A 22,063-nucleotide genomic window follows, 5' to 3' on the forward strand; every position below is an offset into this window, starting at 1 on the left:
ATTTTAACAAAAATAACTTAGCGAAAAACATGGAGTTAGACAATGATTCAGCCTAACGAGTTTAGCCAAGAAAAAGCAACAGCTCTCCCTACACCCAATGACATGATTTTAAAATGGGCAGAAGAACGCCCAGATGAAGTCTATTTAAAACAAATCATCAACCGCCAATTTGTTGAATTTACTTATAAAGAAGTGGCCGACAAAGCACTAAAACTGGCGTCAGCATTAGAAGGATTCGGGGCCCAACCCGGCGATCGAGTCGCTCTCGTTTCAAAAAACTGTGCAGAGTGGTTTATCTGTGATCTTGCCATGATGTTAGGAGATTTTGTCAGCGTCCCAATCTTTCCAACAGCGGGTGCAGACACCATTCAATACTGTATTGAACACAGTGAAAGTAAGATCGTAATTGCAGGTAAGCTTGATGATCCTAAAGCTACTCAAAAAGCACTCGATGATAATCCGAGTCTAATTAGTATCTCGTTACCCTACGATACTGCCGCTAAGTGCCAGCACACTTTTGAGCAACTTATCGAGACACATGAACCCTCAACCAAACGACCTCAGCATCACGATGATAAGCTGATGTCGCTTGTGTATACTTCGGGTACGTCTGGGTTACCGAAAGGCGCAATGCTCACGTATGGTGCCTTTACATGGTCAGTTCAGAGGTTAATCGATCACATTGGTATCCAACCCGGCGATCGCCTGTTTTCTTATCTACCGCTTGCCCATATAACCGAACGAGTGTACATCTTTGGTTCTTCAGTGATGGGTGGGGTGGTTACTGCTTTCCCTGAATCTTTAGACACATTTATTGATGATGTAAAAATGCATCGTCCAACTTTGTTTATTTCAGTTCCTCGTTTATGGACTCTATTCCAACAACGAATCCAAGATAAGCTTCCACAGAAAAAACTGAACTTCTTACTTAAAATTCCGTTCGTGAATAACCTCATTAAGAAGAAACTGGCTGATGGTCTGGGGTTAGACCAAGCTCGCGTTCTTGGCTGTGGCTCAGCTCCGGTATCACCAGCTCTACTTGCATGGTATGAGAGTGTTGGCCTACACATTACCGAAGCTTGGGGAATGACTGAGTCTTTCGCCTACAGCACGATTAACCACCCGTTTAGAGCAGACAAAATTGGCACTGTAGGTAATGCTGGTCCGGGCATTGAACTCAAAATTGCAGAAGACGAAGAGATTTTAGTTCGAAGCAAAGGCATGTTCTCTGGTTATTACAAAAATGACATTGCAACTCAAGAATCTTTTAACTCAGAAGGTTGGCTTCATACGGGTGATATTGGTGATATTGACAGCGAAGGCTATTTAACGATTCGTGGGCGTAAGAAAGATACCTTTAAAACCGCGAAAGGCAAGTTTGTCGCTCCTGTACCAATAGAAAATAAACTCTTTGAGTACAGTCGTGTCGAAATGATGTGTTTGATAGGCTTAGGCTTACCTGGCCCTATCCTGCTCGTAGTACCGCATGACTTCCCTAATTTTGATCGGGCTCGTTACGAAAGAACAAGCAAACGCGTCATTGAAAAAATGAACGAACAGTTAGCTTCGCATGAGAAGATCAAAGGCGTACTGATGATTAAGGAACCATGGAGCATCGATAATGGTGTTCTTACTCCAACTCTCAAGATAAAGCGACACATCCTTGAGCAGAAATACCATGAAGTCGGTCATAACTGGCCGAAAGATAAATTGGTAGTTTGGGAAGAGTAATCAAAATAGAGAAGGAGCCTGTACGGCTCCTTTTTTGTAAGCTCAACTTATAGGTATTTAGTGTAATCAGCCGCATCATTGCTCCCATAGTCCAGACCTATGTCCTCCCTCATTCGACTGCTCAGCGTTTCCGAACTAATAACTTGTCTCGATTTAGCCGTCTTACTCACCTTGGTTATATCATTAACTTTAAGCATCTGATTAACAAATCTGCCGACCCAACAGGTTATTGTTTTCATTTTCTCTCTCTTGTATTCCTTGTTTATTTGTCGCTATTATGGAAATAACCTGTTCGATAAGCGAACAACCATTGTTAACAAGGACTATAAGCTGAGATTATGGACAATAGACTGCGCCACCTTTCTGGTCTCCGTTATTTTGAAGTTGCAGCACGCTTAAATAGCTACAGTAAAGCTGCTGAAGAACTGTTTGTTAGCCAAGCAGCCGTCAGCCAAAAGATCCGCCAGCTAGAAGAACAGCTTGGATGTAAGCTTTTTATTCGTAAAGGACGCGTAATGGCCTTAACACAAGAAGGACGTACCCTTTTTAAGCATGTCTCGGACGGGTTCGAAGAGGTAATCGTAGGATTAAATAAGATCCAATCAGAGCCCCTTCAAGGCGTTCTTGTTGTTAGCAGCCCTCCTTCATTTGCTTCCCGCTGGCTGCTGCCGAGGCTTTGGAAATTCTCAGTCAAACACCCTGAGATTCCAATTAAGGTGCTAACAGCGTCTGATACCCCAAATTTAAAACATGGTGAGATTGATGTGGCTATTCTGCAAGGCGAAGAGCTATGTGTTGAGGAAGGCTTGACTCTTGAGATGCTAATCAACGAACCCATCTATCCTTTTTGCTCACCTGAACTCGCCAACTCTTTAAAGTTCACGTCACCTGAACAATTACTCAAATGTTGGTTAATTCAATTTAATAGCGGATGCTTCCCTTGGGAAGAGTGGTTCAAACAAGCCAACATATCCACTCAAGGCAAAACAATGCAATGGATGGAAGTAGGTACCTTCGATATGGGGTTAACGACTGTCATGGCTGGACATGGGGTCTGCCTTGCTACAGATAGCTTGGCTGGTGATTTTATCGAACGTAACCTACTCGTTAAGCCATTCAATATTGGGATGACTCCCGGTGTTCAGGTCAATCTCTGCTTTGATCCTAGCTCTCCAAGAAAAGAGCGAGTGACTGCGTTTACTCATTGGTTACATGAAGAAGTAAACGAGGTATTGGAGAACTAGCTCTGCCTATCAGCTTCTGAAATAAACAGTTCCCCAATAACTAAATACAGAATAGCAACGTAACTCTTCCACGCCGACAAAGCTATGTTGAGTAAAAGCTATGTTGGGTAAAAACAGCGTTAAATAAAATCTACCTTGAGTAAAAGCTACGCTGCCCTGACTCACTCCCAAAACGATTTCTTCAGTTCTTGATCGACTTGATCCTGCGTAATCCCGACATCTATCAATAAATACTCTGGTAACTCAGACAGCTGCTTTCTGGTTCTACGATTCTGAAGATAACGCTCAAAGTTAGAATAGAATTTCTTAACTGATAACGATGACAAAAATGAATGGTTGGTATTTTCGGTTGCTGTGATCGTATTCATAGCCTTTCTCCTGTTGATCTTTCGCTTTGTTATGGTCAATAATTAACCAACAGAGCAACATCGACAAACGATAGATACTGGCATTCAGTTAAGGAAAACTAATGTGAGAGAACGAACCCCACCATTTCAAGGGATCTATTACTTTTACACTGCAGCTGAAACTGGCAGTTTTAAACTCGCGGCTGAAAAGCTGTTTGTCACGGCAGCCGCCGTCAGCCAACAAGTTCGCCAACTTGAAGAGTGGTTAGGTGCAGACTTGTTTATTCGCCAGCACCGAAAAATAGTACTCACTCACGAAGGTGAAGTACTTTACCTGCAAGCTAAGAAAGGCTTTGCCCACATTCAAGATGGTGTGAGGCGAATTAACCAAGACCCAAACCCTACTCAACTTTCTATTTCAACCGTGCCATCATTTGCCCAACATTGGTTGGTTCCTAGAATTGGTGACTTTCGCGATCGCCACCCTGACCTATCCATGCTGATTGAACCGACCAATAAGCTAGTCACGTTTGAAGATTCTAATGTCGATGTCTGCGTTCGGTATGGTCACGGTAACTACCCAAATATCGAGTCTCGTTGGTTAATGGACGAGGTGGTTTACCCAGTTTGTCACCCGATTTATCAAGAGAAGCATGGGATCCATGACATTGACGATCTGCATAAAGCTGAATTGATTGAAGATCGATGGCCAGATATGGATTGGAATCTATGGCTAGACATTGTTGGAGCGAAGGCTGGACGCTCATCATTGCAATTTGATGGCTCGCATTTTGTTTTAGAAGGTGCATTATCCGTACAAGGCGTTGCTCTTGTGAAGCACAGTTTGGTGTATCGGTATTTGCAGGAAAAGAAACTCGTTCGAATCGGTAACATCGCACTTAAGCCCAAATACAATTACTTCCTATGTGCGCCAGCTGGATACTTTCATCGCGAGAAAATCAAACGCTTTGAAGCTTGGATGCAAAGTCAGGTTCAGTTATTTGGAAATAAAGGTCGAGAAGAACTAACTATTATCGAGACAGATTACCAACTTAAATGGTCTGATAATTCATAAAGCGAAACTGGTATACTGAGCTCAAATAAATGGCGAGAACATCTCATGACACAAGAAAATAACCCGCTTCACGGCATAACACTGCAGAAGCTACTGACTGAATTGGTTGAGCATTACGGTTGGGAAGAGTTGAGTTATATGGTGAATATCAACTGCTTTAAAAAAGACCCAAGCATTAAATCTAGCTTAAAGTTTTTGCGTAAAACAGACTGGGCTCGAGTGAAGGTTGAGTCGATTTACATTGAGCTAAAACAGAACTCTTAGTCTTAGTCTTAGTCTTAGTCTTAGTCTTAGTCTTCCAAGAGTAAGATAACAAAAAGCCCCGCAAGCTTTCACTTGTGGGGCTTTTTTAGTTAATTTAGAAAAGAGCTAATTACTTACCAGCTTCTTTTTCTGCTTTAACTTTAGCGATTACTTCTTCTGCCACGTTCATTGGACATGGAGAGTACTGTGCGAATTCCATAGAGAATTGGCCACGGCCTGAAGTAATTGTACGTAGGTGACCAATGTAACCAAACATTTCTGAAAGTGGTACGTCAGCTTTAATACGAACGCCAGTTACGCCAGCTTGTTGATCTTTGATCATGCCACGACGACGGTTAAGGTCACCGATAACATCACCAACGTGATCTTCTGGAGTAAATACGTCAACGTTCATGATTGGCTCAAGAAGTTGCGCGCCAGCTTTAGGCATAGATTGACGGAATGCACCTTTCGCTGCGATTTCAAATGCGATTGCAGATGAATCGACTGCGTGGAAACCACCATCGTAAAGTTCAACTTCAACGTCTAGCGTAGGGAAGCCAGCTAGTACGCCGTTTTCCATCATGCCACCAAAGCCTTTCTCAACAGCAGGCCAGAATTCTTTAGGTACGTTACCGCCAACAACTTTTGAAGAGAACGTAAAGCCAGAACCAGGTTCGCCAGGCTTGATACGGTAATCGATCTTACCGAATTGACCAGAACCACCAGACTGTTTCTTATGCGTGTAGCTATCTTCAATTGCTTGAGTGATAGTTTCACGGTAAGCAACTTGAGGAGCACCAACTGTTAGGTCAACGCCGTAAGTACGCTTAAGGATATCTACCTTGATGTCTAGGTGAAGCTCACCCATACCTTTCAGGATAGTTTCGCCAGTTTCTTCGTCAGTTTCAACTTGGAAAGATGGATCTTCTGCAACCATTTTACCGATAGCGATACCCATTTTCTCAGAACCGCCTTTATCTTTTGGAGATACAGCGATAGAGATTACTGGAGTTGGGAATACCATTGGCTCAAGCGTTACTTGATCTTTAGGATCACATAGAGTGTGACCTGTTTGCACGTTCTTCATACCAACGATCGCAATGATGTCACCAGCTTGTGCGCTAGTTAGTTCGTTACGGTCATCAGCTTGCATCTCAACCATACGGCCAACACGCTCAGTTTTACCTGTGAATGAGTTAAGAATCGTGTCGCCTTTGTTCAATTTACCAGAGTAAATACGAACGAAAGTTAGAGCACCGAAACGGTCATCCATGATTTTGAATGCAAGCGCTTTAAACGTTTCTTCAGTAGAAACGATAGCGTGGTTGCCAGTTTCTTCACCGTTCTCGTCCATTAGAGGTTGAGGATCAACTTCAGTTGGAGAAGGTAGGTAATCTACAACAGCGTCAAGAATGATTTGAACACCCTTGTTCTTGAATGCAGAACCACAGTAAGTTGGGAAGAACGCTAGGTCACGAGTACCTTTACGGATACAACGCTTGATGTCTTCGATAGAAGGCTCTTCACCTTCCATGTAAGCTTCCATTAGGTCATCGTCTTGCTCTACAGCAGTTTCGATTAGCTCTTCACGGTATTGCTCTACGTCGTCTACCATGTCCGCAGGAACATCTAGAATTTCGTAGTTTTCAGGAAGACCAGTGTCATCCCAAACGTATGCTTTACGGCTTAGAAGGTCTACAACACCCACGAATTCATCTTCGCGGCCGATTGGTAGAACCATAACTAGAGGAGTTGCACCTAGAACGTTTTTAACTTGGTCAACAACGTTGTAGAAATCTGCACCCATACGGTCTAGTTTGTTAACGAAGATCAGACGAGATACTTCTGATTCGTTAGCGTAGCGCCAGTTAGTTTCTGATTGTGGTTCAACACCACCAGAACCACAGAATACACCGATACCGCCATCAAGTACTTTAAGAGAACGGTATACTTCAACTGTGAAGTCAACGTGTCCAGGAGTATCGATAACGTTTAGACGGTGACCGTTCCAGAAACAGCTTACAGCTGCTGATTGGATAGTAATTCCGCGCTCAGCTTCCTGTTCCATGAAGTCAGTAGTTGATTCGCCATCATGTACTTCACCAGTCTTGTGGATCTGACCAGTTAGCTTAAGGATACGCTCAGTGGTAGTTGTTTTACCCGCATCAACGTGCGCGAAAATACCAATGTTTCTGTATTTCGATAAATCTGCCATTGTCTTACTCTGTTAATAGGATATAAAATGCGCGCAGAGTATATCACAATCTGTGAAGACTGATAGCTTTGCATGCATTTGGGACTAAAAAACTTTGCCTTTTTCTAACATATAGAAAAAGGCAATCTGTAGAAACAATCTAAATGATTGTTAAGTTTAGTGCTAACTTAAAGCGAAAATAGCGTTTAAGTAAGACTGAATTTCTGCTGTATAGAGTAGCTGAAGTGAGCTCAATTACAACTCATCAAAAGCATTAATTGCTTCTGATAATTTTTTCACACCGTGGATCTGCATTCCTGGAATGCCCCCTTTTGGCATGTTGGCCGCCGGAACAATCGCTCTCTTAAAGCCATGTTTAAATGCCTCATTTAAGCGCTCTTGCCCGCTCGGTACAGGTCGAATCTCACCCGCTAGGCCTACTTCGCCAAAAACCACCACATCTTTTGGTAATGCGCGGTCTCTGAAACTAGAAAGTAGTGCCATCACCAATGCGAGATCGGCACTGGTTTCGGTTACTTTAACACCACCGACGACATTCACAAACACATCTTGGTCAGCCATTTGTAAGCCGCCATGTTTATGCAGCACGGCTAATAACAGTGAAAGCCTGTTTTGCTCTAGACCAACAGCAACACGACGCGGGTTAGCAAGCTGGGAATAGTCCACCAGCGCTTGGATTTCAACAAGAAGTGGGCGCGTCCCTTCCCAAACCACCATCACTGAACTGCCTGAGGTTTCTTCTTCACCGCGAGACAAGAAAATAGCCGATGGGTTGCTGACTTCTTTTAGGCCTTGGCCTGTCATTGCAAACACACCCAACTCATTGACCGCACCAAAACGGTTCTTGTGACTGCGCAGCGTTCTAAAGCGGCTATCGGTTCCGCCATCTAACAGCACGGAACAGTCAATAATGTGTTCCAGTACTTTTGGCCCCGCTAATGTGCCGTCTTTAGTTACGTGTCCCACCAAGAACACCGCAACGTTGTTCTGTTTCGCATAGCGCGTTAATGCGGTTGCTGACTCACGAACTTGAGCAACACTCCCTGGCGATGATTGAACATCAGCGACATGCATAACTTGGATTGAGTCGATAACCATGATCTTAGGTTGCTCTTTTTCGGCAACCTGACAAATCTTATCAACATTGGTTTCAGAGAGCATTTTGAGATGTTCTTTCGGTAAACCGAGTCGAGAGGCACGCATCGCGACTTGTTGCAGTGATTCTTCACCAGTGACATAAAGTGTTGGCAACTGAGAAGAGAGCTGACACATGGTCTGCAATAACAGCGTTGATTTACCGGCACCAGGGTTACCACCAATCAGAATTGCAGCGCCAGGTACGACACCACCACCGAGCACGCGGTCGAGTTCTTTGAAACCACTGCTAAAGCGAGGGACTTCTTGCAGGTTAATTTCCGATAATGTCTGAACGCTCGATTCTGTTGCCCCACCCGCGTAACCACCACTGAGTCGTTCATTACGCGCAACTTGAGGTGAAGCAGCTAGCCTAACTTCTGTAATCGTGTTCCAAGCACCACATGCATTGCACTGCCCCTGCCAACGTGGAAAGTCAGCACCACAATCATTACACACATAAGCTCGCTTTGCCTTTGCCATAAAACCTCAATAATTTGCTTGGTAACTGGAAATGTTGCTATTTTGTGACCCTGTTGACCGTACGCATGAAAATAAAAGTTGCAGTGGGGCCACGAATACCTAAAGATCAAATACAACTTGTCGATAACAATAATGCACCGTCCATTCTAACAAGAAAAGTATGCAGCAATCTGAAATTCTATCTGTAGCAGAACGACTTATCCCGGCCTACCACGCTGAGGACTTTGAATTCCTTCTTTCTCAAATGACAGAAGGCGAATCGCCGTCTCTAAAGCTGCTTGTTAAAATGGAATTGAATCGTATCATGGCTCCGTGCACAAAGAGCATTGATTTACGCGGACGTATTGACACTGAATGTCGTCAATTTACGTTAGATGGTCGTAAACACTGGCTTGATGATATTGCTTTGAACGCGTATCAACGTGGTACTAAAAAGTTTAAAGGCTATACAGAGGGCGCGTGGGAGTTAGTGATGACTCCGCGAACTCAGCCACTTCGTAATATAGTTAAAACCTCGTCTCAACATAATCAAGATCTCACTAACGCTAATAGCCCGTATGAAGCGGAAGCCATTAACCTCGGTTACGACTTAAAGCGTCAAGAAAACAGACTCAAAATTAGCTCACAGGTTGAGATCACCACATCTAAAGGCCAAAGCCTACACGGTGTGACGGTTGATATTTCCCCGTCGGGTGCAAAATTCAAGGTACCGAGCGCCTTTAAGTACAACCTCGGTGAGATCATCAGCGTTAAGTTCACAGAGCTTATCGAAAAGTCGCAAGAAAACGATGTTTACCAAGCGGTCGAATTCCGCGTTCTGGGCATTGATGAGTCTTACGAGAATAATGCCGTCAAATTCTTAAGAACCATCAAGGTAAGCAATAACAATATTGTAGCCCGCTTGCTTGATGAGTCTTTGAATAGCTCAAGCAAGAAAACTAGCCATGAGAATCAAGATAGAATCATTCGAACTCGTACTCGAGGTATCGAACACACCTATCTCAAACACACCTGTAATCTTCCTCTTTTCTTTAGCGGCAGTGAGCTAAAGCTTGCTCTACTTACGGATAACAACCATCCGCTGTGGCAATACTGGCACGATGAGCGAAACCAACAAGCACTGGGTACCCTGTTCAACGAACAACGAATGAACTTGCTGGCTAAACCTGGCGTAAAGGGAACCAGTAACGTTATTTACTCGTTTACTCATGAGCATCAAGACAAGACCTTGTTCTACTCAATGATGCTTCCTGAAGCCTCTCGTGAGCAAAGACAGTTGTTCTGGCACATCGGTGGTAAACGTAAAAGCTGGAAGGCGTTCAAGTTCTCGGTGTTCGAACTTTCAGACACCGAGCGACAAGCCTTAGCCAAGCACTCGGATACGTTAGCTCAAAGCTCAGCACAACTGACGCATTGTGGGATTTTGCAAGAGATTGGCGATCACGAAAGTGCAGCTGACTATCTATTGAGTGAAAAACCGCGCATTCCAAGCAGTGAACTGAACCGCTTCCGTCACCCGCGTTCTGTAGTGGGAAATATTCAAAGTATCTACTTCGACTCTCAAACTCGTCGCAAAGAACCGAGGTATCAATTTAAGTCACCGTTACAACTCACCTCACAAGATGGCGCTGCGGCTAACGGACATACCTTAGATATATCAAAACGTGGACTCAGCATTGCTCTTGAGCATCCGATGGTACTCAAGATTAATGACCCAGTATTAGTAAACTTCAATGAACTGCAGCTCTACGACAAAAACCTGCCATTAAGCACCGTGCCTTACCACGTGATTCGAGTCAGCCCGAATGGTCGCAACGTGCAGTTGGTTATCGCAGAGAACACGAAGACAATGCGTACTATCGCCTTTCTCAATGGGCTTATCGATCAGAACCAAAGCAAGTTGATTAAGAAGAAAGAGATACTGCCAACACACTCTCTGCTCGAGTCTCTACACAACATTTTGCTGAGCAAGATGGTCAGCAACCCAATATTCATTGATAAACCGGGCTCAACACTGCGTTGTAAGATCATTGGCGTAAACTTTCCGCTGAATAAACACTTAGCACTGCTCGCTAAACTTGGCCATAACCAAAAGTTCTCACTCGAACCTATTTTCAAAGGGCACTCTAACTCGCTGTTGGCTGAACCACTGAAAAGAATTGAAGGTGCTGAGCCTAAACACCATGATGTCTATATTGCTGCGGTTAAGTTTGGCGACAAGATCCAATCCGTACACACGAAGTTGGTCAAAGACTTCGCCTCGGCAAAGGAACGTATCTTATTCATCAAGAAAGCTCAGCATTTAGGTGACGTGTATGTACTACGAGTCACTACTGCACCTATTTTTAATCCGCTAACGAGTTTATTCCAGTCTGATTTAGAAGAGCTCTCACGCATCAGCATGCACCAAGCTAAGAAGCTAGAAAATGAGGTCACAGCTTTTATTGGTTATGGTGAGATAGAAGATATTACCGATGAAGTGTTGATTCGATTGGAGCTGACTCGCTAACCTACAGCAGCGTCTTAACTTGAACATGAAATAGAAAAAGCAGGCTGATAGCCTGCTTTTTTGTATCCGTTATACCGTCTTAAATATGACTAAGGCTTCGCTTGCCAGCTGATTTTTTGCTGCTTAGCTAACACACCCGACAAGATGCAAAGTACCCCGCCTAAACCGGCATAACGCACAGCGGTTTGAGCTTGTTGCTCTACTTTTGGTTTCGCATGGTAGGCGATGCCTAAACCTGCAGAACCCATCATAACCAAGTCATTAGCACCATCACCAACGGCAACAGTGTTATGCAGTTCCAATTCGTACTCTTCAGCCAACTCTACCAAGATATCCGCTTTAGTCTGCGCCGAAACAACATCACCTAAGACTTCACCCGTCAATTTACCATTGATGATTTCAAGCGTGTTTGACTGAGCGTGGTCAAGATCAAGCGTATCTTTCAGATAGTCAGAGAAGTAAGTAAAGCCACCTGAAGCAATTGCCGTCTTCCAACCAAGCTTATTCAGAGTATTCACTAGCTCAACCAAGTCTGGCATGAATGGCAATGATTGACGCACTTGCTCCAAAATAGATTCATCCGCACCTTTCAGTGCGCCTACTCGTTGACGTAGGCTCTGTTCAAAGTCGAGCTCACCTTGCATTGCTCGCTCTGTGATTTCAGAGACTAATTCCCCCACTCCAGCTAGCTTTGCAATCTCATCGATACATTCAATTTGAATCGCTGTGGAATCCATATCCATTACAATCAAACCTGGCTTAGATAGGTCTGGGACCTCGCTAAGGCAAGCATAATCAAGCTTTAAGGCCTGTAGGATTTCTTCGTGTGCTGGTGTTAGGTTGCCTGACATCAAAGCCACTTCATAATGCCCTACCTTCCACGTATCAAGAATGGTGTTGTAAGTGCCTGTGAAAAAATCGATGTCATCGAATGATTGTGGTGATAGATACTCACCGAATACAATCCAGTTGGCTTTGGCTTTAGCGAGTTGAGAAGCGAAACGAGTCTCGGGGAGTCGAGCTAATAATGTCGTATGCCTTTTTATCGGCAGATATTTCTGAGCGTCCATGTGTATGATTCCTAATTAACTATGCTAAACGTTAACCTATTGCAATTTGAAAACGCAAGTCTCAATATGTCTTAATCATAACATTTGTTTATTTCAGGCTTCGTGAAACATGAATGAATCATTGTTCTCAATACGTAACGCTTTACGAATGCTAGCCCTCATTTTGCTGGCTACTATGTTCGTTGTAACGATTAAAAATACAGTCGTGATCAGTAAAGGTAACGAGAAGATCCAAGCAAAGCAGCTAGAAACGCTGACTAAATTGCTTATCTCTCAGGCATCCCTCTCTGCCAGTAAAGCGATCACACAACAAGACCAAGAGCGACTGCTTGATCTCACCAATCAGCTGTCTCAGGATCGCTTGGTATTCGATACCACGATATACGATGCAGAGGGGATTCGACTGGCTTCGAGTGAAAAAGCACTCTCAGTACGCGAAGTTCTAGGCTTAGATACGCCACTTTCAACAGCAAGTATCGGCAGACAGCAATTAGTTGAACCTATCTACTCTCCAGAGAAAGCGATCATTGGATTCATTCGTGTGACCTTTGAAACGGGTAAGATGACGGCGATTTCTGATCACCATTATCGTAAAAGTGATCGCTACATGATCGGCATGGTGTTGATGGGGTTTGTCAGTGGCGTGCTGTTTGTCATGCTCATTCGTAGAAGAAAAACAAAGTCTGGTGAGAACTTGCTGCTTAAGAATGCAAACTCATAGGCTTTGTCATAGGACCTTGGGACCTTGGGCTCTTGGGCTTTTGACCTTGGAATCATGAAATAAAAACCTCGGATTAGGCAAGGTGAATTATTTCGATTGAAATCACATAGCCTTCAGAATCCAAGAAATAGCGCTCAGTAATACATCATTACCAATAAAAAGCCCCGACGCTCAGGCAGCAACGGGGCTTTTTGTTATCTGTTAGCTTATCAAACTATAGAAAAATGATTATTCTTGGTCACCAAGCAGCACAGAGTCTAGTGCGATAACCATCATGTCGTTGAAGGTCGTTTGACGCTCATCTGATGTGGTTTGCTCACCAGTTTTGATGTGATCAGAAACAGTACAAATAGTCAGAGCTTTTGCGCCGTATTCAGCACACACACCATAGATACCTGCAGCTTCCATCTCGACGCCAACAATGCCGTACTTATCCATCACCTCAAACATCTCTGGATCTGGCGTGTAGAACAACTCTGCCGAGAACAGGTTACCCACTTTTACGTCTACACCACGCGCTTTTGCTGCATCTTCTGCCGCACGCACCATTTTGTAATCTGCGATAGCCGCGAAGTCATGACCTTTAAAGCGAATACGGTTCACTTTTGAGTCAGTACACGCGCCCATGCCAATCACCACATCACGCACTTTGATATCTTCACTCACTGCACCACAACTGCCGACACGAATGATCTTTTTCACACCAAAGTCTTTGATCAGTTCAGTCGCGTAAATAGAACAAGATGGGATGCCCATACCGTGTCCCATTACGGAAACCTTACGACCTTTGTAAGTACCCGTGTAACCAAACATATTACGAACATCACACACCTGAACCACTTCTTCTAAGAAGGTTTCAGCGATGTATTTAGCACGTAGCGGATCGCCTGGCATTAGAACTACGTCAGCGAAATCACCCATTTCAGCATTAATATGTGGAGTAGCCATTGAAAATATCCTTAATCTCAAAACAAAAAAGAAGAGAGAGGTTTCCCTCTCTCTTAGTTAACCATTACAGAAAGCTTGTACCGTATCCCATTGGCGATGTGCCAAAGTATGACGCTAAGCTTTGACCGATATCAGCGAAGGTATCACGACGGCCTAGAGAGCCTGCTGGAACCTTGTTACCGTAAACAATCACAGGGATATGTTCACGAGTATGGTCTGAACCCGGCCATGTTGGGTCACAACCGTGGTCTGCAGTTAGGATAAGCACGTCATCTTCTTTCATCATATCGATGATTTCATTGATGCGGCCATCAAAGTACTCAAGCGCAGCTGCGTAACCTGCAACATCACGACGGTGGCCGTATGCTGAGTCGAAATCAACGAAGTTAGTGAACACGATAGTGTTGTCGCCCGCTTCAGTGATCGCTTCTTTAGTTGCTTCAAATAGCGCTGGAATACCTGTTGCTTTGGTTTTCTGAGTGATACCACAACCTGCGTAGATGTCAGAGATTTTACCGATTGAGTGAACGTTGCCGCCCTTCTCATCAACCAGTTTCTGAAGTACCGTCGCCGCTGGTGGCTCAACAGAAAGGTCACGACGGTTACCAGTACGTTCGAATTGACCTTTACCAGCACCAATAAACGGACGAGCAATAACACGACCAATGTTGTAGTCAGCTAGCTCTTCACGAGCAATCTGACAAAGATCTAATAGGTTTTGTAGACCGAATGTCTCTTCATGACAAGCGATCTGGAAAACAGAGTCTGCAGAAGTGTAGAAGATTGGCAGGCCAGTCTTCATGTGTTCTTCACCTAGGTTATCTAGGATTTCTGTACCCGATGAGTGGCAGTTACCTAAGAAGTCAGATAGACCAGCACGCTCAAGGATGCGATCTGTCAGTTCTTTTGGAAAGCTGTTCTCTTTGTCAGTGAAGTAGCCCCAGTCAAACAATACCGGTACACCTGCGATTTCCCAGTGACCTGATGGCGTGTCTTTGCCAGAAGACAGCTCAGCAGCATGACCGTAAGCGCCAATGATCTCAGCGTCTGCGTCCATACCTGGAGCAAAGCGACCTGTAGACTCTTTGTGAGCCATAGCTAAACCAAGCTTAGACAGGTTTGGCAGCGTTAGTGGACCTTTACGATCCGCGTTGTCTGCAAGGCCTTGATCACAATGGTCAGCAATGTGACCCATTGTATCCGAACCTACATCGCCGAATGTGTCAGCATCCGCTGTTTCACCGATACCGAATGAATCTAAAACTAAAATAAATGCTCTTTTCATTTTCTTCACCAACTTATTGCTCTTTGCACCAGAACTCTGTTTATCGGTATACACGAGGTATACCGATACCTGTTATTTACGCGTCTTCAGAACGAATCTGACGGTAAACATCTGGCGTTGCTGTATATTCTCCGCCCACAGTGATTGCATTTTGTAATGCCGTCGCAGCTTCTTGCCACTGTTGTTCATTGCGAGCATGAATCATTGCTAATGGTTTATCGTCGCTTGCTACTTCGCCAAGGCGAATGAAGCTATCAAAACCGACTGCGTAATCAATGCTGTCTGTTGCTACGCGGCGACCACCGCCCATACCAACGACAGCCATACCAATTGCACGCGTATCCATCGCTGATACTACACCGCTTTCGAGTGCGTACACTGGTTTAACAATTTCTGCTTTTTCTAGGTAGTTATCGTAGTTCGTTACGAAATCCACTGGACCACCAAGGCCCGCTACCATCTTACCGAAGCACTCTGCTGCTTTACCGTTATCCAGTACTGCCATCAGTTTTTCACGCGCTTCATCTGAATCTTTTGCTAGGTTACCCAGCACCAACATTTCCGCACACGACGCTAGCGTTATTTCCAACAAACGTGGATTACGGTATTCGCCTGTTAGGAATTGAACCGCTTCACGGACTTCAACTGCGTTACCCGCTGAAGAAGCCAGAACTTGGTTCATGTCCGTTAGGATTGCTGTTGTTTTAGTGCCTGCACCGTTTGCTACTGCAACGATAGATTTTGCTAACTCTTCAGATGCTTCATACGTTGGCATGAATGCGCCTGAACCGACTTTTACGTCCATTACTAGAGAATCAAGACCAGCGGCCAGTTTCTTAGATAGGATTGAAGCGGTGATCAGTGAGATGTTGTCTACTGTTGCTGTGATATCACGAGTCGCATAAACACGCTTGTCAGCAGGTGCTAGGTCACCGGTTTGACCGATGATAGCCACGCCAGCTTCTTTGGTTACGGCACCAAACACATCGTTGGTTGGTGTAATATTGTAACCAGGGATAGATTCTAGCTTGTCTAGCGTACCGCCAGTGTGGCCTAAACCGCGACCAGAGATCATTGGAACAAAACCGCCACATGCTGCCACCATAGGGCCAAGCATCAGAGAGGTTACGTCGCCAACACCACCAGTAGAGTGTTTATCAACGATTGGGCCATCAAAGTTCATGTGGCTCCAGTCAATCACCATGCCTGAATCACGCATTGCACATGTTAGTGCGATACGTTCTGGCATCGTCATTTCATTAAAAAAGATAGCCATTGCGAATGCGGCAATTTGGCCTTCAGAAACCGTGTTTTTAGCGACACCTTGGATGAAAAAGTTAATTTCTTCTGTGGTCAGTACTTCGTTATCACGTTTTCTGCGAATAATTTCTTGAGGTAGATACATTAGTGCCTCCCAAACTCTAGTGAGTATGGTGTGTAGGGAAAGAGGTAATATGGAGTGACTTAACGCCACTCCATCAAACAGACTTAATTGTTATCAATACTCTAAATATTTGGCGTTGCAGTTAGGCGGCCAGCAAGTTCATTCCTATGAGCATAGAAGCTCTATGTGATTAGGAGGAACTTGCGCAGGCAACAACGCTGCGGCGTCAAATATGACGAGTAAATTAGTATGCTGCTGGATCAGCAGTTTCGTCTGTCACTTCTAATGTATTAAGAAGGTTAGTCAGTAGGCTTGAAGCACCAAAACGGTAGTGCATGTTGTCTGCCCACTCAGCGCCTAGTAGCTCATCAGCCATTGCTAGGTAAGCTTGAGCATCTTCAGCTGTACGTACGCCACCAGCTGGTTTGAAACCAACAGTTTTAGCCACGCCCATGTCACGAATAACTTCAAGCATCATGCGCGCGAACTCAGGAGTCGCGTTTACTGGCACTTTACCTGTTGAAGTTTTGATGAAGTCTGCACCTGCTTCGATACAGATCTGAGAAGCTTTTTTGATCAGTGCTTCTTCTTTTAGCTCACCAGTTTCGATGATCACTTTAAGCGTGATGTCACCACAAGCGGCTTTACATTGCTTAACTAGCTCAAAGCCAACTTCTTCGTTGCCAGCAATAAGAGCACGGTATGGGAATACTACGTCAACTTCGTCTGCGCCGTACGCTACCGCTGCTTTCGTTTCTGCAACAGCAATTTCGATGTCGTCATTACCATGAGGGAAGTTAGTTACAGTCGCGATGCGTACTTCTGGAGTACCTTGCTCACGCAACGCCTTCTTAGCGGCTGGGATGAAGCGAGGGTAAATACAGATTGCAGCGGTGTTACCAACTGCAGTCTTCGCGTCATGACAAAGCGCCACTACTTTTTCAGTAGTATCGTCATCATTTAGCGTCGTTAGGTCCATAAGTTTAAGTGCACGTAGAGCTGCTGCTTTTAAATCGCTCATTTCTATCTCCGATCAATATATTCAAATAGTTAACTACTTCGCCACCCATCCAGTATAGATGGATATTTTAGTAATGCTCAGTAGTCACAAATGAACGGACTTGGTTCCCTGAAGACTTGATAACTTTCGCTATCAATTGCAATCCTTGTCACCGCACAGTACCAGTTTGGTCTATGGCACAACAAATCAGTCATGTTGTGTCTAACATCTATAGCGTATCGCTAAGTTTGGCTTAATCCCAGAAGAATAACCTTTAGATAAATCCAAGCAGTTACTTTCTTGCCAACAAGAGACATCCTGTCCCTTAAGCTTATACATTATAGGTATCCATCAATAAATTGTAGTGCTCCTTAGAACGCAAACGGTTTGTATCTCAAAAAAACATTCTAGACCCATTTTCGACTCCAAGCATTTACTCATGCTAATGCTCAAAATCACTAGGCCCAAAAACAAAAAAGCCCCGCAGCAATTTCTTGCTACGGGGCGATATTATTATGGCGTCTATATATCGATTTCTAACTGATTAGAAAGACAGGAAGAAGCCAGCAATTGTTGCTGCCATCAGGTTAGATAGAGTACCAGCTACAACCGCTTTAACACCCATACGTGCGATGTCGTGACGACGGTTTGGAGCAATACCACCTAGACCACCTAGAAGAATCGCAATTGAAGAAAGGTTTGCGAAACCACATAGAGCGAACGAGATAATTGCTTGAGTCTTAACAGACATTACTTGACCAGTCGCTTCAACGATTTGAGCGTTGTCACCGATGTATGGTACGAAGTTTAGGTATGCAACGAATTCGTTAACAACTGTCTTCTGACCAATGAAAGAACCAGCAATAGTTGCTTCTTCCCATGGAACACCAATGATGAATGCTAACGGTGCGAAGATCCAACCTAGAAGAAGTTCTAGAGTTAGGTTTTCCATACCGAACCAACCACCGATGCCACCTAGGATACCGTTGATAAGAGCGATTAGACCGATGAATGCTAGTAGCATTGCACCAACGTTAAGTGCTAGTTGTAGACCAACTGACGCACCGCCAGCAGCTGCATCGATAACGTTAGCAGGCTTGTCGTCGCCACCGTCGATGTCTGAACCTAGGTTCTCGTCAACTTCATCAGTTTCAGGCTTGATGATTTTAGCGAATAGTAGACCACCAGGTGCTGCCATGAATGACGCTGCTACTAGGTACTCTAGAGGTACACCCATAGATGCGTAACCCGCTAGTACACCACCAGCAACAGATGCTAAACCACCACACATTACTGCGAATAGTTCAGAGTTAGTCATTTTAGGAACAAATGGACGAACTACTAGAGGTGCTTCTGTTTGACCAACGAAAATGTTTGCTGCTGCAGACATTGACTCGGCGCGAGAAGTACCTAGAGCTTTCTGAAGACCACCACCAAGAACCTTGATTACAACTTGCATCGCACCAATGTAGTAAAGTACAGAGATAAGAGCAGAGAAGAAGATTAGTGTTGGTAGAACTTGGAATGCAAAGATGAAACCGATACCGTCAACTGAGAAGTTAACAAGGCTACCAAATAGGAAGCCAGTACCATCTTTACCGTAGTCGATCACGTTTGCTACACCAGCAGAGAAACCTGCAAGTAGATCACGACCCCAAGGGATGTAAAGTACGAATGCACCAAGTGCGAATTGGATAGCGAAAGCGCCACCCACTGTTCTGATATTAATTGCTTTGCGGTTGTCGGATAGTAGTACTGCGATTGCAATCAGTGCAACCATTCCGACGAGGCTCATAAACAGGCTCATAGTTTATGACTTCCTTATTAGTTATTTATTGGCGTGTTACAAAATGGGGCTATAAAGCGGAGGCAATTATACTCATGCGACCACTAATAAAGTAATGCCGTCCTCACACTTTCGTACAAGATTCATGTACCATTCATACGCAAATGTGAACCAAATCACAAGCTCAGTGCAATTTACGCAAACGATAAACAAAAACCTTCGATTTCATTCATATATACCGAATGCACGATGGCTATTTTGCCAAATTTTCGCTGCAACCGATTGCTTTGGCTCTTTTCTAAGCAAAAATAGTTCATTTAAGATCGTAACTAAATGTTTGGAATGATTAACATTTCCTTGATTACCATACGTGGGCATATCCGGTGCATCCGTTTCTAATACCAGGCATTCAAGAGGCAGTTTTGCGATGGTTGTGCGTGTTTTTTGTGCTCTGGGGTAAGTGATCGTTCCACCGACACCAATATAGAAACCGAGCTTGATCCACGCCAAAGCTTGCTGTTCACTCCCTGAAAAACCGTGAATCACCCCACCAAAAGTGAACTTGTGCTGCTTTAATAGTTCAATGAGTCGGTTATAAGACTTCCTCTCATGGATGATCAAAGGCAGCTCAAATGCCTTCGCAAGCTCCATTTGTTGGATGAAAAAGCGTTCTTGTTTCTCCCGCTCGACATCGACAAAAAAGTCGAGACCACACTCTCCTATCGCAACGCATTGACTGTTTTTTGATGAGAGTAATTGGCGAAGCTCTGAGAATTGCTCGCCATTGGCTTGCTCTAAAAAGTAAGGGTGAAAACCTAAGGCGTAGTAAACATTAGGGTAAGATTTGGCGATTTTATCGAGCTTCGACCAGTTACTTTGGCCAATAGAAGGAATAAGAATCTTCTCGACTTGCGCTTGTTTCGCTTCTTTAAGATAGCTATCAATACTTTGATCAGGTGTAGCTCCCTGATCAATTACAATATTTTGCTCAAACGCCTTAAAATCCGCATGGCAATGAGTATCAAACAGCGGAAAGTCACTTATTTGCTGTGTCATCTTCCCTACTCTCTGTTTGTTTCCCTTGGGGATCACGACGATAAGCCACGCAGCTGCGCTTGTTCTCAGGCGTTAAACCAAGCTCCTCGCACCACTTATCGTATTTCTTAATCCAAGCTTTTATCCAACTGAACATCATTGCCTCTAACCGCAGCCTCTAAGCCTTAAATAAAACGCATTAAAAAACGCCTATTGCAGAACAATAGACGTTTTTGTTTAACTCGAATAGAGCGCGGAGAAATTAGTGCTCGCGCGTCGCTCGGAACTGAACGTCAGGGAAACGTTCAGAAGCTAGGTTCAAGTTCACCATTGTAGGTGCGATGTAAGACAGGTTATCACCACCATCTAACGCTAGGTTAGCTTGGTTCTTACGTTTGAACTCTTCTAGTTTCTTCGCGTCATCACATTCAATCCAGCGAGCTGTTGCAACGTTAACACCTTCGTAGATAGCTTCTACGTTGTATTCCGCTTTCAAGCGCGCTACAACCACGTCGAACTGAAGTACACCAACCGCACCAACGATCAGGTCGTTGTTCTGCATAGGACGGAATACTTGTACTGCGCCCTCTTCAGAAAGCTGAACCAAACCTTTTAGAAGTTGCTTCTGCTTTAGTGGATCGCGTAGACGAATACGACGGAATAGCTCAGGCGCGAAGTTGGGAATACCAGCGAACTTCAAGCTTTCGCCTTGAGTAAAGGTATCACCAATCTGGATTGTGCCATGGTTATGCAAACCAATGATGTCACCAGCATACGCTTTTTCAGCTCGCGCACGGTCGCCCGCCATGAAAGTTACCGCATCCGAAATACTTACGTTCTTGCCAGTACGAACATGATTCATCTTCATACCTTGGTTGTAAGTACCCGAAACGATACGCATGAATGCGATACGGTCACGGTGTTTTGGATCCATGTTTGCTTGGATCTTAAAGACGAAGCCAGAGAACTTCTCTTCTGTCGCTTCAACATCACGCTCGTTAGCTTGACGAGTTTGAGGACCCGGAGCCCACTTAGTCAAACCATCTAGCATGTGGTCAACACCAAAGTTACCCAATGCTGTACCGAAGTAAACAGGCGTTAGTTCACCAGCAAGGAACAAATCGAGATCAAACTCAGGACATGCGCCAATAACCAATTCAAGCTCTTCACGAACACTGCTCGCCAGATCTTCGCCAACAGCTTCGTCTAGTTCAGGGTTATCTAAACCTTTAATGATGCGAACTTCTTGGATCTCATGGCCATGGCCAGATTCGTACAAGATCGTTTCATCACGATGAATGTGATAAACACCTTTAAACTCTTTACCACAACCGATTGGCCATGAGATTGGAGCACAAGCCATACCTAGCTCGCTTTCCACTTCATCAAGCACTTCCATTGGGTCACGAACGTCACGGTCAAGTTTGTTCATAAACGTTACGATTGGAGTATCACGTAGACGCGTTACTTCCATCAATTTACGAGTACGATCCTCGACACCTTTCGCAGCATCGATAACCATCAAACAAGAGTCAACCGCTGTTAGTGTACGGTACGTATCTTCCGAGAAATCTTCGTGTCCTGGAGTATCGAGTAGGTTTACTAGGCAATCATTGTATGGGAATTGCATTACCGACGTGGTTACCGAAATACCACGTTCTTTTTCCATCTCCATCCAGTCAGATTTAGCGTGCTGGTTAGAGCCACGACCTTTTACGGTACCCGCTTTTTGAATTGCGTTTCCGAATAAAAGAACTTTTTCAGTAATCGTGGTTTTACCCGCATCCGGGTGAGAGATAATTGCAAACGTTCTACGTTTGCTCACTTCTTGTTGGAAAGACATAGTCGCC

Annotated in this window: 18 protein-coding genes; 6 read left to right on the forward strand and 12 right to left on the reverse strand. The window is 44.4% G+C overall.

The features are described from left to right. Nucleotides 1–42: 42 nt before the first annotated feature. Both L3V33_RS10995 and L3V33_RS11000 read left to right on the forward strand, forming a co-directional pair. A complete protein-coding gene (locus L3V33_RS10995) occupies nucleotides 43–1,731 on the forward strand; it encodes an AMP-binding protein (protein ID WP_114633963.1) in 1,689 nt (562 codons plus the stop codon). Nucleotides 1,732–2,069: 338 nt separating this feature from the next. Next, complete coding sequence (locus tag L3V33_RS11000; RefSeq protein WP_237290377.1) at nucleotides 2,070–2,975, forward strand: LysR substrate-binding domain-containing protein; 906 nt, start codon at nucleotides 2,070–2,072, stop codon at nucleotides 2,973–2,975. Nucleotides 2,976–3,136: 161 nt separating this feature from the next. Here the strand turns inward: L3V33_RS11000 and L3V33_RS11005 are convergent, their stop codons facing one another. Further along, complete coding sequence (locus tag L3V33_RS11005) at nucleotides 3,137–3,343, reverse strand: DUF1127 domain-containing protein (RefSeq protein WP_054547531.1); 207 nt, start codon at nucleotides 3,341–3,343, stop codon at nucleotides 3,137–3,139. A 103-nt stretch (nucleotides 3,344–3,446) separates the two neighbouring features. Here L3V33_RS11005 and L3V33_RS11010 point away from each other — a divergent pair, with 103 nt between their 5' ends. Both L3V33_RS11010 and L3V33_RS11015 read left to right on the forward strand, forming a co-directional pair. Further along, nucleotides 3,447–4,397, forward strand: coding sequence for a LysR substrate-binding domain-containing protein (locus tag L3V33_RS11010; RefSeq protein WP_054547530.1), 951 nt, complete (start codon nucleotides 3,447–3,449; stop codon nucleotides 4,395–4,397). A gap of 45 nt (nucleotides 4,398–4,442) precedes the next feature. Beyond that, nucleotides 4,443–4,661, forward strand: coding sequence for a VF530 family protein (locus L3V33_RS11015; protein ID WP_054547529.1), 219 nt, complete (start codon nucleotides 4,443–4,445; stop codon nucleotides 4,659–4,661). Between the two features lie 109 nt (nucleotides 4,662–4,770). Here L3V33_RS11015 and fusA read toward each other — a convergent pair whose 3' ends face one another. Together fusA and radA are read right to left on the reverse strand one after the other, a co-directional pair. Beyond that, nucleotides 4,771–6,858, reverse strand: coding sequence for an elongation factor G (gene fusA, locus L3V33_RS11020; protein WP_004734469.1), 2,088 nt, complete (start codon nucleotides 6,856–6,858; stop codon nucleotides 4,771–4,773). Between the two features lie 234 nt (nucleotides 6,859–7,092). Then, nucleotides 7,093–8,475: a DNA repair protein RadA gene (gene radA / locus L3V33_RS11025; protein ID WP_004734470.1), complete on the reverse strand. Its 1,383-nt coding sequence runs from the start codon at nucleotides 8,473–8,475 to the stop codon at nucleotides 7,093–7,095. A gap of 160 nt (nucleotides 8,476–8,635) precedes the next feature. Here radA and L3V33_RS11030 point away from each other — a divergent pair, with 160 nt between their 5' ends. Continuing rightward, complete coding sequence (locus L3V33_RS11030; RefSeq protein WP_237290378.1) at nucleotides 8,636–10,984, forward strand: PilZ domain-containing protein; 2,349 nt, start codon at nucleotides 8,636–8,638, stop codon at nucleotides 10,982–10,984. A gap of 89 nt (nucleotides 10,985–11,073) precedes the next feature. Here the strand turns inward: L3V33_RS11030 and serB are convergent, their stop codons facing one another. After that, on the reverse strand, nucleotides 11,074–12,054 hold the full coding sequence (gene serB / locus L3V33_RS11035) for a phosphoserine phosphatase (RefSeq protein WP_237290379.1): 981 nt from the start codon (nucleotides 12,052–12,054) through the stop codon (nucleotides 11,074–11,076). A 109-nt stretch (nucleotides 12,055–12,163) separates the two neighbouring features. Here serB and L3V33_RS11040 point away from each other — a divergent pair, with 109 nt between their 5' ends. After that, nucleotides 12,164–12,775: a YtjB family periplasmic protein gene (locus L3V33_RS11040; RefSeq protein WP_017080011.1), complete on the forward strand. Its 612-nt coding sequence runs from the start codon at nucleotides 12,164–12,166 to the stop codon at nucleotides 12,773–12,775. 228 nt (nucleotides 12,776–13,003) lie between these two features. Here the strand turns inward: L3V33_RS11040 and deoD are convergent, their stop codons facing one another. From deoD to prfC, 8 genes are all read right to left on the reverse strand, one after another. Further along, nucleotides 13,004–13,723 carry a purine-nucleoside phosphorylase gene (deoD, locus tag L3V33_RS11045; protein WP_004734474.1) on the reverse strand — a complete coding sequence of 240 codons (720 nt, stop codon included), beginning with the start codon at nucleotides 13,721–13,723 and terminating at the stop codon, nucleotides 13,004–13,006. 64 nt (nucleotides 13,724–13,787) lie between these two features. Then, nucleotides 13,788–15,008 (reverse strand): phosphopentomutase, encoded by a 1,221-nt coding sequence (locus L3V33_RS11050; protein ID WP_029224167.1) that lies wholly within the window; start codon nucleotides 15,006–15,008, stop codon nucleotides 13,788–13,790. 76 nt (nucleotides 15,009–15,084) lie between these two features. Then, nucleotides 15,085–16,413 (reverse strand): thymidine phosphorylase, encoded by a 1,329-nt coding sequence (deoA, locus tag L3V33_RS11055; RefSeq protein ID WP_237290380.1) that lies wholly within the window; start codon nucleotides 16,411–16,413, stop codon nucleotides 15,085–15,087. Nucleotides 16,414–16,636: 223 nt separating this feature from the next. After that, nucleotides 16,637–17,413, reverse strand: coding sequence for a deoxyribose-phosphate aldolase (gene deoC / locus L3V33_RS11060; RefSeq protein WP_017080007.1), 777 nt, complete (start codon nucleotides 17,411–17,413; stop codon nucleotides 16,637–16,639). 523 nt (nucleotides 17,414–17,936) lie between these two features. Continuing rightward, on the reverse strand, nucleotides 17,937–19,199 hold the full coding sequence (locus L3V33_RS11065; protein WP_004734478.1) for a NupC/NupG family nucleoside CNT transporter: 1,263 nt from the start codon (nucleotides 19,197–19,199) through the stop codon (nucleotides 17,937–17,939). A 204-nt stretch (nucleotides 19,200–19,403) separates the two neighbouring features. Beyond that, nucleotides 19,404–20,234, reverse strand: coding sequence for a TatD family hydrolase (locus L3V33_RS11070; protein WP_237290381.1), 831 nt, complete (start codon nucleotides 20,232–20,234; stop codon nucleotides 19,404–19,406). After that, entirely contained in the window at nucleotides 20,215–20,370 is a 156-nt protein-coding gene (locus L3V33_RS11075; protein ID WP_157936365.1) for a DUF5363 family protein, read from the reverse strand. The genes L3V33_RS11070 and L3V33_RS11075 overlap by 20 nt, the downstream gene beginning before the upstream one ends. A gap of 105 nt (nucleotides 20,371–20,475) precedes the next feature. Then, nucleotides 20,476–22,056 carry a peptide chain release factor 3 gene (gene prfC, locus L3V33_RS11080; protein WP_237290382.1) on the reverse strand — a complete coding sequence of 527 codons (1,581 nt, stop codon included), beginning with the start codon at nucleotides 22,054–22,056 and terminating at the stop codon, nucleotides 20,476–20,478. Nucleotides 22,057–22,063 lie beyond the last annotated feature (7 nt).

Origin of the sequence: Vibrio sp. A2-1 (genome assembly GCF_021728355.1) — a bacterium.
GTDB lineage: Bacteria > Pseudomonadota > Gammaproteobacteria > Enterobacterales > Vibrionaceae > Vibrio > Vibrio splendidus_K.